Here is a 14833-nt window from a genome sequence, read left to right as displayed (position 1 = left end):
CAGGCAATCTGCCCTCATAGCCCCAGGCAGACGTACTTGATCTCCAGATAATCCTCGATCCCGTACCGCGAGCCTTCACGACCCAGCCCCGACGCCTTGACCCCGCCAAACGGCGCCACCTCGGTCGCCACCACGCCGACGTTGACCCCGACCATTCCGTACTCCAGCGCCTCCGACACCCGCCAGATCCGCCCCACGTCCCGCGCATACAGGTAGCAGGCCAGGCCGAATTCGGTAGCGTTGGCCGCCGCGATCACCTCCTCCTCGCTGCCGAAGCGGAAGATCGGCGCCACCGGCCCGAAGATCTCCTCCCGAGCAACGCGCATTTCAGCGGTGACATCCGCCAGCAGGGTCGGCTCGAAGAACGCTTCGCCAAGGGTATGCCGACGCCCGCCCGCCACCACCCGGGCACCCGCCTCCACTGCCTCGCTGACCATGCGCTCGACGCCAGTGGCCGCTCGCCCGTCGATCATCGGCCCGACCTGCGTTCCCGGCTGATCGCCCTCGCCCACCACAAGCGTCTTCACCCGTTCGGCAAAGCGCTGCACGAAGCGCTCGTAGATCCCGTCCTGGATGTAGAAGCGGTTGGCGCAGACACAGGTCTGCCCGCTATTGCGGAACTTGGCGATCAGCGCACCGTCCACCGCCTTTTCCAGATCGGCATCGTCGAAGACGATAAAGGGAGCGTTGCCTCCCAGCTCCATGGTGACTTTCTTCACCGTCGCCGCGCACTGCTGCAGCAACTGGATGCCGATAGGCGTGGAGCCGGTAAAGGACAGCTTGCGCACTACAGGACTTGCAGTCAGCTCGCCACCGATGGCGGCGGAATCCCCGGTCACCACGCTGATCACACCGGCCGGAATTCCCGCCCGCTCCGCCAGCACGCAAAGCGCCAGGGCACTGAACGGCGTCTGCGAAGCCGGCTTGAGCACCAGGGTGCAGCCCGCCGCCAGGGCCGGCGCAGCCTTGCGGGTGATCATCGCCGAGGGGAAGTTCCACGGCGTGATGGCCGCGCAGACACCGATCGGCTCCTTGGTCACCAGCAGGCGGCGATCGGCACTCGGCGATGGGATCACATCGCCGTAGATGCGCTTGCCCTCTTCGGCATAGAACTCCAGATAGGCCGCCGCAAAGGCGATCTCACCACGGGATTCGGCCAGGGGCTTACCCTGTTCGGCGGTCATGATGCGCGCTAGGTCTTCCTGGTGGGCGAGGATTTCGCGGAACCAGGCTTGCAGGCGCGCGGCCCGTTCCTTGGCGGTCAGCGCACGCCAGGCCGGCAGGGCGCGTTCGGCGGCTGCGATGGCGCGGCAGGTATCTTGCGCGCCCATGCGTGGCACGTGCCCCAGCACCTCGCCATTGGCCGGATTGGTCACGGCAATGCGCTGGCCGCTGTCGGCCGCCAGCCATTGCCCGTCGATGTAGCAACTCTCACGCAGCAGATCGTGATCGGCAAGTTTCATGTCGATTGGCTCGTTCGAAGAAGGGAAAAAGGTGGGGCCGTACCGCGCCCCACCCGAGGTCAATCAGCGCGCGGACTGCAACGCCTTCTCGCGGATCTGGCTGAGGGTCATGCGCGGGGTCAGGGCCTCCGGATCCACCTGGATCTCGATCAGCGCCGCCTTGCCCGAGGCCTGGCAGCGCTCGAAGGCGCCGGCGAAGTCTTCGGTGCGGGTGACCGTCTCGCCATGCAGGCCATAGGCCCGGGCCAGGGCGGCGAAGTCAGGGTTGTGCAGCTCTGTGCCGGAAACCCGCCCGGGATAGCTGCGCTCCTGGTGCATGCGGATGGTGCCGTACATGCCGTTGTTGATCACGATGGTGATCAGCCGCGCATCGTAGTGCGCCGCCGTGGCCAGTTCCTGGCCGTTCATCATGAAACAGCCGTCGCCGGCGAAGGCAATCACGGTGCGCTGCGGATAAGTGAGCTTGGCCGCCACCGCCGCCGGCACACCGTAGCCCATGGAGCCGTTGGTCGGTCCCAGCAGCGTGCGGAACACCCGGTGCTGGTAGCCACGGTGTACCCAGCCGGTGTAGTTGCCGGCGCCACAGGTGAGGATGCTGTCGGCCGGCAGGGTCTTGTTCAGCCAGGCGATCACTTCGCTCATCTGCACATCACCAGGCGAACGCGGGGTCTCGAAGTTGCCGCGATAACCGCGATTGAGGCTGGCGACCCAGTCTTCGAAGGCTGCGGGCGCCACCGCCGGCAACGCCGCCGCCTGGGCCAGGAAGCTCGCCGGGCCGGCATTGATGCCCAGGGTCGGCTGATAGACCCGGCCGATTTCCTCGGCACTGGCGTGCACATGGACCAGCGCCTGTTTCGGCGTCGGAATATCCACCAGGGCGTAGCCACCGGTAGTCATTTCGCCGAGACGGGCACCGACCACGATCAACAGGTCGCAGGCTTTCACCGCCTCCACCAGCGCCGGGCCCGCCGCCAGGCCGAGGTCGCCGGCATAGTGCGGGTCGGTGTTGTCGAATAGGTCCTGGCAGCGGAACGAGGCTGCCAGCGGCAGGTTATGCACCTCGACGAAACGCTTGAGATCGGCCACGGCTTGCGCATTCCAGCCACCGCCACCGGCGATCACCAGCGGCTTGGCGGCCTTGCCGATCAGTGTCTGCAACTCGGCGAGCGCGGCCGGTGCCGGCGCCGCTTCGACACGCTGCGCCGGACGGGCATCCGCGACCTCTACCAAGTCGGTCAGCATGTCTTCCGGCAGCGCCACCACCACCGGCCCCGGACGACCGCTGATGGCGCGCTGGAAGGCCTGGTTGACCAACTCGGGAATCCGCGCCGCGTCATCGATCTGCACCACCCACTTGGCCATCTGGCCGAACATGCGTCGGTAATCCACTTCCTGGAAGGCTTCGCGCTCGATCTGGTCGCGGGCCACCTGGCCGATGAACAGAATCATCGGCGTGGAGTCCTGGAACGCGGTGTGCACGCCGACCGAGGCATTGGTCGCCCCCGGCCCGCGGGTGACCATGCAGATCCCCGGCTTGCCGGTGAGCTTGCCATAGGCCTCGGCCATGTAGGCCGCCCCGCCCTCCTGGCGGCAGACGATCAGGTCGATTTCATCCTGCACGTCATGCAGCGCATCGAGCACCGCCAGGTAGCTTTCTCCGGGCACGCAAAACGCGCGCTCGACCCCGTTGACCCGCAAGGCATCCACCAGAACCTGGCCGCCGCTGCGTACCGCTGTGTTGTCGCTCATTGTTGTTCTCCTTCAGGCAGCGCGCTCAGATAACCGAGTCTTCGAGGAATGGCTTGTTGTCGATGACCCGCTGATAGGACAGCGCGCCCAGGTCCAGCGAGCGATAGCCGCCGTAGGTGATCAGCTCGGACAGGCCACGCCCGATGGCCGGCGCCTGCTGCAGGCCATGGCCGCTGAAGCCGTTGCAGAACAGGAAGTTGCTCACTTCGTTGTGCGGGCCGACGATGGCGTTGTGGTCGAGCACGCAGAAGTCGTAGTGCCCGGCCCAGAAGTTCACCACCTTGATGCCTTCGAACGCCGGCACGCGCTCGGCGAGGATCGGCCAGACCTCTTCGTCGAACTCGTCGTGCATCACGTCGAAGTCGTCAAAATCCACTTCCGGATCGTTCTTCGGGTAGGTGCCGCCGAGGTAGAACTGCCCCTCGGGACGGAAGAACACGCCGGTCGGGTCGATGGTCAGCGGCACCGTGCCTTGCAGCGGGGTGCGGCAATCGAAGACGAACAGCGAGCGGCGGCGTGGCTCCACCGGGATATCCAGGCCGGCCAGACGGGCCACCTGGGTGCCCCGGGTACCGGCGCAGTTGACCAGCACGCCGCAACCAATGCGCTCGCCACTGGCCAGTTGCACGCCGGTGATGCGATCGCCCTCGCGCTGGATGCCGACCACGTCATTCTCGATGTACTCGATGCCCATCGAACGCGCCTTGCGCCGGAAACCGTTGAGCATACCGAGGCTGTCGAACCATCCCTCGCCGGTCTTGCCGTAGCTGGCACCGGCCAGGGAGTCGATATTGACCCAGGGGAACTGCCGGGCCAGTTGCTCGGGGTCGAGCAGGTGCACATCGGCGCCGTGGGACACCTGGGTATCGTGCAGGCGGCGCAGCACCTCGTAGCCCTTGTCGTCGCCGAGGAACAGGTAGCCGTTCTCGTGGAAGGCCAGGTTCGGCTTGTCACCGTCCACTTCCATGACCTCGGGGAAGTTGCGCACGAACTCGGCACCGAACTTCGAGATCTCGATATTGATCGGATTGGAGAACTGCTGGCGGATCGAACTGCTGGACAGCGCAGTGGCCGACTTGTTGTAGGTCCAGTCGCGCTCGATGACCAGCACCGAGCCCTTGAAGTCCGGGTTATTGGCGAGGAAGTAAGCGGTGGAGCTGCCATTTACCGCGCCGCCGACGATCACCACATCGTAATTCTGTTGTTTTGCCGTAGAAGCCATGGCTCAGCACTCTTGGGATGTGGAGGTCATTTCGGGTCTTCGAAGTGGCCGGCGCCGGCGAAGTTGCCGCCATGGAAGCGCGCTGCCGGCTCATTGGGGTCCAGGGGCGGATGCTCGGCCAGGACCTTTTCGCGGAAGGCGTCGGCGCTGTCCTGCGGCACGTAACCGATGGACGAGGCCAGGCGGTTGTCCCACAGGCTTTCGCGGTTGGCGGACATGCCGTAGACGATCATGTGGCCGACCCGCGGCGCCAGCAGCGAGCGCTCGGTGAGCTGGGCGAAGTCGTCGAACGACAGCCAGGTAGCGAGCATGCGCCGGTCCAGCGGCTCGGGGAACGACGAGCCGATCCGCAGGTTGACCGACTCGATGCCGAACTTGTCCCAGTAGTAGCGACCCAGGTCTTCGGCGAAGCATTTGCTCACGCCATACAGGCTGTCCGGGCGATGCGCGGCGGTGGCATCGATGGTTTCGGTGCGGTCGTAGAAGCCGATGGCGTGGTTGGAGCTGGTGTACACCACGCGCTTGACGCCATTGCGCCGCGCCGCTTCGTAGATGTTGTAGGTGCCGACGATATTGCCGTTGAGGATCTTGGCGAAGGTGTCCTCCACCGGTACGCCACCGGCATGCACGATGGCGTCGACGCCTTCGGTCAGCGGCAGCACGTCGTCGAAGTTGCCCAGGTCGCAGCGGATCAGCTCTTCATGGGGCGCAGCCTGGCCCAGGTCGGCGATATCGGTCAGGCGCAGCTCGTCGGCGAAGGCCGCCAGATGCTTGCGCAGCACGGAGCCCAGGCGCCCGGCGGCGCCGGTGATCAGCAGGCGTTTGAAGGGTTTGCTCATGGTTACCTCGAATTCCGATTAGTCAGACCAGGGCCGCGAAGGCATCGCGCAACTGCCCCAGGGCCTGTTCCAGTTCCTGCCGCGATGTAGCGAACGACAGCCGTACATAAGGTTCCAGGCCGAATGCCGAACCTGGCACCGTGGCCACCTTGCCGACCCGCAGCAGGTAGGCCGAAAGGTCGGCGTCATTGCTGATCAGCTCGCCGTCCGGCGTACGCTTGCCGATGAAGGCGGCGACGTTGGGGAAGGCATAGAAGGCGCCTTGCGGCATCTGCAGTTGCAGTCCGGGAATCTGCGCCAGCCCACGCACCACCAGCTCACCTCGCGCCTGGTACTCGCGATTGGCTTCGCGGACGAAATCCTGAGGGCCGTTCAGCGCGGCCACGGCCGCCAGCTGCGAGATGCTCGACGGGCAGGTGGTGGTCTGCGACTGGGTCTTGTTCATCGCCACGATCAGGTTCTTCGGCCCGGCCGCGTAGCCCAGGCGGTAGCCGGTCATGGCATAGGCCTTGGACACGCCGTTGATCAGCAGGGTGCGATCGCGCAGTTGTGGGCACGCGGTGACGAAGGACACGAAGGGCTGATCGCCCAGCACGATGTGTTCATAGATCTCGTCGGAGATCACCAGCACGTGGGGGTGACGCTCCAGCACCGCGCCGAGGGCGGCCAGCTCTTCACGGGTGAAGATCGCCCCGCTCGGGTTGTTCGGCGAGTTGAGCATGACCCAGCGGGTGCACGGGGTGATGGCCGCCTCCAGTTGCTCCGGCCTGAGCTTGAAGCCCTGGTCGGCATCACACGGAATCACCCTGGGCACGCCGCCGTTGAGGATCGCCATGTCGGTGTAGGACACCCAGTACGGCGCCGGAGTAATGACTTCGTCGCCTGGCTCCAGTGTGGCGAGAAAGGCGTTGAACAGCAGTTGTTTGGCACCGTTGCCCACGCAGATCTCGTCGAGACCGTAGACCAGGTCGTTCTCGCGGGCGAACTTGTCGACGATGGCCTGGCGCAGCGACTCCAGACCGTTGGGCCCGGTGTAGTGGTTGTTGCCGGCGAGCATCGCCTGATGGGCCGCCTCGATCACATGGGCCGGGACGTTATAGTCCGGCTCGCCGAGCGCCAGGTTGATCACCGATTCGCCCTGGGCCAGCATCTGCTTGGCCAGGACCGATACCGCCATGCTTGGCGAGCTCTTCACCGCGCGCACGCGGCTGCTCTGGATCTCCATCTCAACGCTCCCCGCCGGCTTCGAAGCCGTAGTCGTCCCGCGCCTGTTCGGCGCTGATGTAGCCGAAACGCAGGTCGCGCTCGACCTGCTGGTGATCCCGCTGACGCGGATCGCCATAACCACCACCACCGGGCAGGCGCAGCACCAGGCGCCGCTCCGCCGGCACGAACTGCTGGCCCTTGCCGCGCAGCAGGCTGCCGTCATCCAGACCGACATAGCCGACCGCGCCCGGCTGACCGCCTTCCAGGCCGCGGGCGGCGTACTGGATACGGTCGAACATGGCGCTGAAACGGAAACTGTAGCCCTCGGCCGCCGAGACCTCGATCTCCTGGCCCAGGCCGCCGCGCAGCAAGCCCGCACCGCCGGAGCCTTCACGCAGCTCCTTGCGCCAGACCACCACCGGCCCGGCATGCTCGGTGGCTTCCACCGGCATGGTGTGCACGCCGCTCGGGAAAGCCGTGGCGCTCAGGCCGTCCATCGCCGAACGGGCGCCCATGCCACCACTGTTGAACATCAGCATCTCGGCATTGCGGCCGTTCGGATTGCTCTCCAGCGGACGCACGCTCAGGTGCAGGTTCCACAGGGCACTGGCGCCTTCGGCCGGCACCTTGCCCGGCAGGCACTTGTGCAGCGCCCCCAGCACCAGGTCCGGGACGAAGTGCCCCAGCACATGGCGCACCGACACCGGCGCCGGGTGCTTGGCATTGAGGATGCAACCTTCCGGCGCGGTCACTTCGAACGGCGCCAGGGACGCCGAGTTGTTGGGGATCTCCGGTGCAACGATGCATTTCAGGCCATAGCAGGCGTATGCCTTGGCGTAGCCCAGCGGCACGTTGATACCGAACTGGCTCATGCCCGAGGTGCCGGTGAAGTCGCTCTTGATGCCGTCCGGGCCGACGGTCAGGGTCACCGCCAGGGTGACCGGCACGTCGTAGCCGTCCAGGGTCATGCTGTTGCTGTAGGTGCCATAGGGCAGCGACTTGAAGCACTCCAGGGTGGCGCGACGGCTGTGCTCGAGAATGAAGCCGCCGATGTGCTCCAGGTCGTCCAGCTGGAACTCTTCAAGCATGTCCAGCAGGCGCTTGTGCCCGGTCTCGTTGCACGCCGACAGGGCATAGAAGTCGCCGACCACACGATCGTTCTCGCGCACGTTGTTGCGCAGGATGTTGATCAAGTCACGATTGACCTTGCCGCGCTCGAACAGCTTCATGATCGGGATGAACAGGCCTTCCTCGTACACCTCGCGGGCATCGGGGCCAAAGCCGCGGCCGCCGATGTCCACCACGTGGGCGGTACTGGCGAAGTAGCCGATCAGCCGGCCTTTGTAGAACGACGGCGAGACGATGGTGATGTCGTGCAGGTGACCGGTGCCCTTCCACGGGTCGTTGGTCACGTAGACATCGCCTTCGAAGATGTTGTCTTCACCGATATCGTTGATGAAGTGCACCACCGCCTCGGCCATGGTGTTGACGTGCCCCGGCGTGCCGGTGACCGCTTGGGCGAGCATGTTGCCGGCGCGGTCGAACACCCCGGCGGACAGGTCGCCCGCCTCACGCACGCTGGTGGAGAAGGCGGTGCGGATCAGGGTCAGGGCCTGCTCTTCGACCACCGAGACCAGGCGGTTCCACATCACCTGCATATGAATGTCGATCAAGGTTTCGCTCATGGTGAATGCTTCCGAATCTGGGATTAGCGACGGGCGACCAGCAGGCAGCCGTCAGGCTGGACCGTGGCGGTGAAGTTCGAAGTGACGAAGGTCGAGGTTTCCCGCTCGACGATGACCGCCGGGCCATCGACGCGGGCGCCGACCTGCAGCTCTTCACGAGGATGGATGCCGGCCTCGACGAAGCCGCCTGCAGCCACGTCGAACACCTGACGGGTGGCGACTTCACGGGCACGGTACGAAGCCGCGACTTCCTCCACCTGCTCCACGGGCGGCAGCGGCGAACTGGCCCTGACCGACCAACTGACGATCTCGATGTCCGGCCCCTCGATCGGGCGACCGAAGAAGCGCGTGTAGGCCTCTTCGAAGCGCGCCTTGAACTCGACGGTGTCCGCTGCACTGAAGGCCTTGAACGGCAGCGCCACGGGGATTTCCCAGCCCTGACCGACGTAGCGCATAAAGGCCGTGCAGTCCATTTCCGGCTCGCCCTCCGTCATGCCCTGACGCAGGAAGCCCAGGGACTCGGCCTTCATTTCTTCGATCAGCGCGTTGACCGCATTGGCGTCGAACTCGGACAGCCGCACGAAGGCACTGCGCACCGCCTCGTAGCCGAAGGGCGCCCGCAGGAAGCCGATGGCCGACCCCACGCCCGCGCCCGCCGGCACCAAGAAGCGCGAGACGCCCATTTTTTCGCAGAGCCGTGCAGCGTGCAGCGGGCCACCACCGCCGAAGGTGATCATGGTGTAGTCGGCGATGTCCTTGCCGCTTTCCACGGCATGCACGCGACCGGCGTTGGCCATGTTCTCGTCAACCACTTCGCAGACACCGAAGGCGGCGGTATCGGCCGGCAGGTTCAGCGGCTGACCGATGACCCGGCTCATGGCGCTGGCAGCGTTATCGCTGGACAGGCGCAGGGCGCCACCGGCGAAGTTGTCGGCGTCGAGCCGGCCCAGCAGCAGGTTGGCGTCGGTGATGGTCGGCTCCAGACCGCCACGGCCATAGCAGGCAGGGCCCGGCTCGGAGGCAGCGCTGTGCGGGCCGACACGGATCTGGCGCATGCTGTCGATGCTGGCGATGGAGCCACCGCCTGCACCGATCTCGACCATCTCCACCACCGGGATGGAGATCGGCATGCCGCTGCCCTTCTTGAAGCGGTAGGTGCGGGCAACTTCGAAGGTTTTGGCGGTCTTGGGCACTTGGTCTTCGATCAGGCAGATTTTCGCCGTGGTGCCACCCATGTCGAAGGACAGCACGTTTTCCAGCTGGTAACGGCGGGCGATATCAGCGGCGAATATCGCCCCACCGGCCGGGCCTGACTCCACCAGGCGCACCGGGAATTCGGCGGCGCTCTCGACCGAGATGATGCCGCCGCCGGAGTGGATCATAAACACCGGGCAATCGGCGCCGGACTGCTTCAAGGTGACGACCAGACGATCAAGATAGGACTTGATCAGCGGCTTGACGTAGGCGTTGGCGCACACGGTGTTGAAGCGTTCGAACTCGCGCATCTGCGGCGAGACTTCGCTGGAGATCGAGATCGACACTTGCGGCAGGCGCGCCTGCAGGGCATCGCGCAGCAGACGCTCGTGGGCACCGTTGACATAGCTGTGGATGAAGCCGATGGCGACGCTTTCGTAGTTGCCATTGGCGATGCGCTCGACCAGCGCATCGATCTCGGACTGGACCGGAGCGATCAGAACGCGGCCTTTGACATCCAGGCGCTCGCGCAGGGTGAAGCGGTGTTCGCGGTCGATCAGCGGCGGCGGCAGCGCGATGTTGATGTCGTACTGCTCGAAGCGGTTCTCGGTACGCATTTCCAGGGTGTCACGAAAGCCTTCGGTTGTGATGAAGGCGGTGCGGGCACCTCGTCGCTCGATCAAGGCGTTGGTCGCCAGGGTGGTGCCGTGGATCAGCTGGTGGATATCCGACAGCTGCAGGCCGGCCTGCTCCACCACCTGGCGGACGCCAGTGAGGATCGCCCGCTCGGGCAGCTCGTAGTCGGTCAGTATCTTGGTCGAATGCAGAACCCCGTCCACGTCCAGCGCGATATCGGTGAAGGTTCCGCCTATGTCCACGCCGACCCGGCATGATGTCGCAGTCATCGTCATATCCCCTGCAATGCTTTGTAGTTGTACGACTCCGCCCTGGCGAGCGGTTTTAATGTAAGTTATATGTTGTCTTACAGGTGGTCAAGCACCTGTGGAGAGAAATCTACTGCCTTTGCCGACCTCATCGCTGGCAACGCCAGCTCCCACAGGATCCGAGCCCAGCCCAAACCCTGCGGAAGCCGGCGATGGCGTCGGACCTGTCACTCCAACGTCTTGACCATCCGCGACCCACCCACCGCCTGCGCCGTGGGGAACACCTCCAGCCGCGACACATCCACCGCCGCCGGCATCTTCAATGCTGCCAGCAACAGCTCGGCGATATCGCCCGGCTGGATCGATTCGTAACCTTCGTACAACTCACTGCCCGCCGCCTGCATCCCCATCGCCGTCTTGTACAACTGGGTCTGCACCCGCCCCGGCGCAATCTCGGTCACCCGCACGCCAGTGCCAAGCAGATCGCAACGCAAGGCATCGCAGAACAGACTGACGCCGGCCTTCGAAGCACCATACACCGCCGCTCCGGGATGAGGCGCCCGTCCGGCGCTTGAGCCGATGAAGAACAGATGCCCCCTGCCCCGACCGACCATCCCTGGCAGCACATGCCGGGCCAGATGCAGCGGCGCCTTGAGGTTGATGTCGAGCATGTTGTCGATCTCCGCCTCGTCGATCTCCTGGAAGGCGGCACGGGTCGAGAGAATGCCGGCGTTATTCACCAGCACATCCACCGCCTGGCCTTCCAGCGCCGCATTCAGCGCGCGGAAATCCCGGACATCCGCCTGCAGCGTGACCACAGCCGGCTCACTGGCCAGCTCGGCCAGCGCTTCGGGGCTGCGCCCGACCGCGACCACCTGCAGACCAGCATCGCGCAGTGCCAGCACGATGGCCTTGCCGATGCCGCTGGTAGCACCAGTGACCAGCGCCCGCTGGTAACCGGCAGGAAATGCGACCTCAGGCATAGATGTAACCTCCGCTGACGATGACGTTCTCGCCGGTGGCGTAGCTGTTGCGGCTGCTGCCCATCATGACGATCCATTCGGCGATTTCCGCAGGTTCAGCGGCCCGGCCCAGCGGGTTGGCAGCGGCCAGCTCGCCGAGGAAGCCCAGTTGCCGGGCGCGCTCGGTGGCAAACCCGGCCGGAGCGACCGAGTTGACCAGAATCTGGTCCTTGGCACAGGCCTGGGCGAAGGATTTGGTCAGGCTGACCACCGCAGCCTTGGTGGCGGCGTAGTGGGCGTTCTGCGGATGAGCCTTGAAGGCATCCACCGAGGTAACATTGACGATACGCCCGGTCACCGCCGGCGCCGCCACGTACTGCTGCATGTGCCGTACGGCCGCCACCATCATGTGGTAGGTGCCCTTGATGTTCACCGCGTTCTCCAGGTCCCACTCCTCGTCGGTGATCTCGAAGATATCCTTGCGCGGGTAGATTGCCGCGCTGTTGACCAGGCAATGCACGCGCCCCAGCGCCCCGACGATTTCCTCGAACGCACCGTGGGCGGTGTCCTTGCGGGCGATATCACCTACCGCCAGCGCGACCTCCGCGCCCAGCTCGCGCAGCTCTTGCGCGGCCTGAACCAGCAACTGCTCGTTGCGGTCGATCAGGCCGATTTTCCGCGCCCCGCGCTTGACCATCAGGCGTGCGGTTTCCAGGCCAAGGCCCGACGCACCACCGACCACCACCACCGTTTGATTTTCCATGAACCACCTCCGCGATTGAGTCTTTACGTAAGATGCCTGTTGTCTTACATTTGGTCAAACATCAAATCGTTCACAGGTCACTCCAATGCCCACCTCCAGCCGCTTGTCCGTGCCTTCACCCGATGCCCGCGATCGCCTGCTGGAGGCGGCCAGCAGCCTGTTTGCCAGTCACGGCTACCAGGCCATCGGCTTGCGCGACCTGGCCAGCCACCTGGGGCTGCGCGCCGGATCGCTCTATCACCATATCGAAAGCAAGCAGGGGTTGCTGTTCGAGCTGATCGAGTCGAGCTTGACCGATCTTCTGTACGAGACGCGGCAGTGCCTCAAGGGCAGTCGCTGCACCAGTGAACGGCTGCAGCGCTTCGTACAGGCGTTCATCTCTTTCAGCCAGGCGCACCCCGACAAGCTCACCCTGCTGACCCGCGAAGCGGTCAACCTCAGTGACGAGCAGACGCAACACGTGGAACAGCTAAAGGCGGACTACAGCGCCCTGCTCAGTGAAATCGTCGTGGCGGAATGCGGACCGGCGTCCGTGCCGCAGGCGCGGCTGATCGCTCAGGCGGTGCTGAGCCTGTTGTGCGGGCAAGGACAATGGGGAACCCTCGGCACGGCGCGCGAGCAGATGGTGGCGTTCGTGCTAGGGATAGTCTGGACAGGGAAGACACAACGGCTACCTGATTCTGGAGCTGCTTTTTGACACTTCTTGATGTCTGTAAGCGGTGCCGGTTGCACGGGGATGCCGGACGGCCATATCAGAAAGTGCCATGACAAGCTCCTGAACTGGGTCAGGAACCAGATGCCTGTCATATCGCCCAAGCAGCTCCAGCGTAGATCCGCTTCAGCACTCCACCGGATCAGGCACCAAATTCGTGTATTTAATCGTGTACTTAAAATGACTGGATACTGGTGGTTTTCAGCGGTTTTCGGCGGAAACGAAAAAAGGCCCCGAAGGGCCTTTTTTCTTTGGCTACAAAGTCCTTTTCAGAACTCTGTAGCGCCATATTTGGAGCGGGAAACGAGACTCACATCCGGTGTCCTACCCGTTGAAAAATAAGGTTTTATTCAACTCCCTCAGCGAGGGATGGCCTTAATTGTGTACTTGTTCACGTGTGGCATCAACGTTCAGTGAGGGTTTGGCGTTTTACAAGCTGTTGCTGGTCCGGGCCCGTTGACATTGTGCAAACGGATGGACCTGCACCGCGCCTCCCCCCGTGATCCGCTACACGGGTAACCGTCAAGCTGAGGCAACCACTCCTCCTCAGAAGCTGGACCGGAACTGCTAGCTGAGCACCCGACCGGCTCTTATCGTGACCTCCTTTCCATGGTCATCGAGGAACGATGACTGGAATGATCATGGGCGTCGGTGGCGCGGGCGGCATCATCATCCCTTCACTTTTCACCACGCTTACTCCTCGCTTCCTGATGGTTTCGTACACCCGCTCAGTCGCTGCCGAGTCGTTGTAACCGCCCTCATCGATCACCACGGTCAACGCGCTCTGGCGGCGCGGCTCGATCAGTTGTACCTGGTTGGTGCGAAAAAACGAATCGATGGCGACCTTGCTCAAGGTCGAGAAATCAACCCTCAACAATTCGGTGTACTTCAACGCCTTGGCGTCCCACGTCTGAACATAAAGCTCATCTTGAGTTAGCGCGAAGGTGCAGAAATGGTAAGCCCCGGTGGTGGAGCCCGGCGTTGAAATCAGCAATGAGCATCGACCATGCTGCACGATCGGCCCTTTGATATCCGGAAAGTCGCTACGAACCTGAGACGGGAACTGCGTTCGATCGTAGTAGATGGTGGCCCTGTCACGAGGTGTAGTGTTGCAGCCGACCAATAATAATAGACATGCAGCCAACATTATTTTCTTCATGAGACATCCTGTACTCGAAAAATATTCTCAAACCCCTGAACGCTCAGTAGAACTGGCAACCATTAACTTTCTGGTATTGCAGGAGAAATATATGTCCACCTCTTCTCTACCAAAATCGGCAAGCACTCCGCAGAACATGCGACCGTTATGGAATAAAAAGAACGTCATTCCCATGTAAATAGTAAAGCCCCTCAAGCTCGCCAGCTATCGATGGAAGCCCAAACGCCGACTCAGAACTGTAAGAGATAGGAAATGCCAATCAAACACGCTGAGAATGTAGAGAACCGTCGCCCCAGCTCGGATCTACCATTCCATTCCAAAAAAAACCGCCGCCCCATCGTCGAGTAACACAACTGGCTTCAAATATTCCACAATTTCATCATTACTCCAATACAGACAACCAAGGTACTCCGATCCATCTTCGCCTGAAAAACGAGCACGTACAACGACTTGAAAATCACGGACCTCATTCTCTTTGAAAACAGGCCGAACAGTCAGTTCATACTCGACCAAACCATCCATTGGAAAATACCAAATCCCGAACCTGAGCAAGTCATCAACCGCCAACTCATAGACCTGAAACTGTCCCGTGCACGACAGATGAAACACATTGTCAATTACCCAAAGAAATATTCAGAATCTTAAGATCCTGCATAAATTCCTCAACCTCAGCAGTGGGAATACCCTGAAGCATTTGAGTTAAATTATTTTCCGAAAGCAAAGTCTTAATGCGCGCTTCATGATAGTTGACTTGGCTCGGATACCAACACGACAAAACCAAACTAACCACTTCCAACATCAAATATTCAAGCGGCGAGTTAAAGCTTCCAACACCACCAGCATATCCATCATAAACGTCTGAGGATATTTGCTCCAAGCTCCAAACATTACCGCCCTTTGCTTTTGCCAGAGGGCCATGATCCCTGCATCCATCCCAAAAATTCTCTAGGACCCATGCTTTAATTTCCGAATAAGAAACTCGATCCTGTCCCATA

General features: G+C 62.7%; 13 protein-coding genes. 1 reads left to right on the top strand and 12 read right to left on the bottom strand.

The genetic code is table 11. The features are described from left to right. Nucleotides 1–14 precede the first annotated feature (14 nt). The 9 genes from HWV67_RS15120 to HWV67_RS15080 all read right to left on the bottom strand — a co-directional run bounded on the left by HWV67_RS15120 (nucleotide 15) and on the right by HWV67_RS15080 (nucleotide 11967). On the bottom strand, nucleotides 15–1463 hold the full coding sequence (locus tag HWV67_RS15120) for an NAD-dependent succinate-semialdehyde dehydrogenase (protein WP_175651789.1): 1449 nt from the start codon (nucleotides 1461–1463) through the stop codon (nucleotides 15–17). Nucleotides 1464–1526: 63 nt separating this feature from the next. Then, nucleotides 1527–3212 carry a thiamine pyrophosphate-binding protein gene (locus HWV67_RS15115; RefSeq protein ID WP_175651788.1) on the bottom strand — a complete coding sequence of 562 codons (1686 nt, stop codon included), beginning with the start codon at nucleotides 3210–3212 and terminating at the stop codon, nucleotides 1527–1529. A 25-nt stretch (nucleotides 3213–3237) separates the two neighbouring features. Further along, entirely contained in the window at nucleotides 3238–4434 is a 1197-nt protein-coding gene (locus HWV67_RS15110) for an NAD(P)/FAD-dependent oxidoreductase (protein ID WP_175651787.1), read from the bottom strand. Nucleotides 4435–4460: 26 nt separating this feature from the next. Next, a complete protein-coding gene (locus HWV67_RS15105; RefSeq protein ID WP_175651786.1) occupies nucleotides 4461–5273 on the bottom strand; it encodes an NAD-dependent epimerase/dehydratase family protein in 813 nt (270 codons plus the stop codon). Nucleotides 5274–5295: 22 nt separating this feature from the next. Then, the gene (locus tag HWV67_RS15100; RefSeq protein WP_175651785.1) at nucleotides 5296–6498 is read right to left on the bottom strand and encodes a pyridoxal phosphate-dependent aminotransferase; all 1203 of its coding nucleotides are present in this window, start codon (nucleotides 6496–6498) and stop codon (nucleotides 5296–5298) included. 1 nt (nucleotide 6499) lies between these two features. Further along, on the bottom strand, nucleotides 6500–8164 hold the full coding sequence (locus tag HWV67_RS15095; RefSeq protein WP_175651784.1) for a hydantoinase B/oxoprolinase family protein: 1665 nt from the start codon (nucleotides 8162–8164) through the stop codon (nucleotides 6500–6502). 23 nt (nucleotides 8165–8187) lie between these two features. Then, complete coding sequence (locus HWV67_RS15090; RefSeq protein ID WP_175651783.1) at nucleotides 8188–10263, bottom strand: hydantoinase/oxoprolinase family protein; 2076 nt, start codon at nucleotides 10261–10263, stop codon at nucleotides 8188–8190. Nucleotides 10264–10469: 206 nt separating this feature from the next. Next, complete coding sequence (locus tag HWV67_RS15085; protein ID WP_175651782.1) at nucleotides 10470–11225, bottom strand: SDR family oxidoreductase; 756 nt, start codon at nucleotides 11223–11225, stop codon at nucleotides 10470–10472. Continuing rightward, entirely contained in the window at nucleotides 11218–11967 is a 750-nt protein-coding gene (locus HWV67_RS15080) for an SDR family NAD(P)-dependent oxidoreductase (RefSeq protein WP_175651781.1), read from the bottom strand. Before HWV67_RS15080 ends, HWV67_RS15085 begins: the two co-directional genes overlap by 8 nt. Before the next feature lie 85 nt (nucleotides 11968–12052). On the opposite strand from HWV67_RS15080, the gene HWV67_RS15075 reads away from it, so the two are divergent. Next, nucleotides 12053–12664, top strand: coding sequence for a TetR/AcrR family transcriptional regulator (locus tag HWV67_RS15075; protein WP_175651780.1), 612 nt, complete (start codon nucleotides 12053–12055; stop codon nucleotides 12662–12664). Nucleotides 12665–13292: 628 nt separating this feature from the next. Here the strand turns inward: HWV67_RS15075 and HWV67_RS15070 are convergent. From HWV67_RS15070 to HWV67_RS15060, 3 genes are all read right to left on the bottom strand, one after another. Beyond that, nucleotides 13293–13838 carry a hypothetical protein gene (locus HWV67_RS15070; protein WP_110973267.1) on the bottom strand — a complete coding sequence of 182 codons (546 nt, stop codon included), beginning with the start codon at nucleotides 13836–13838 and terminating at the stop codon, nucleotides 13293–13295. A gap of 303 nt (nucleotides 13839–14141) precedes the next feature. Continuing rightward, entirely contained in the window at nucleotides 14142–14360 is a 219-nt protein-coding gene (locus tag HWV67_RS31730) for a hypothetical protein (RefSeq protein ID WP_256680120.1), read from the bottom strand. Nucleotides 14361–14451: 91 nt separating this feature from the next. Beyond that, nucleotides 14452–14832, bottom strand: coding sequence for a hypothetical protein (locus HWV67_RS15060; protein WP_175651779.1), 381 nt, complete (start codon nucleotides 14830–14832; stop codon nucleotides 14452–14454). Nucleotide 14833: the final 1 nt, after the last annotated feature.

This window comes from Pseudomonas sp. Marseille-P9899 (genome assembly GCF_903166565.1).
Taxonomy (GTDB): domain Bacteria; phylum Pseudomonadota; class Gammaproteobacteria; order Pseudomonadales; family Pseudomonadaceae; genus Aquipseudomonas; species Aquipseudomonas huaxiensis.
This window is presented reverse-complemented; position numbering and strand designations above follow the sequence as displayed.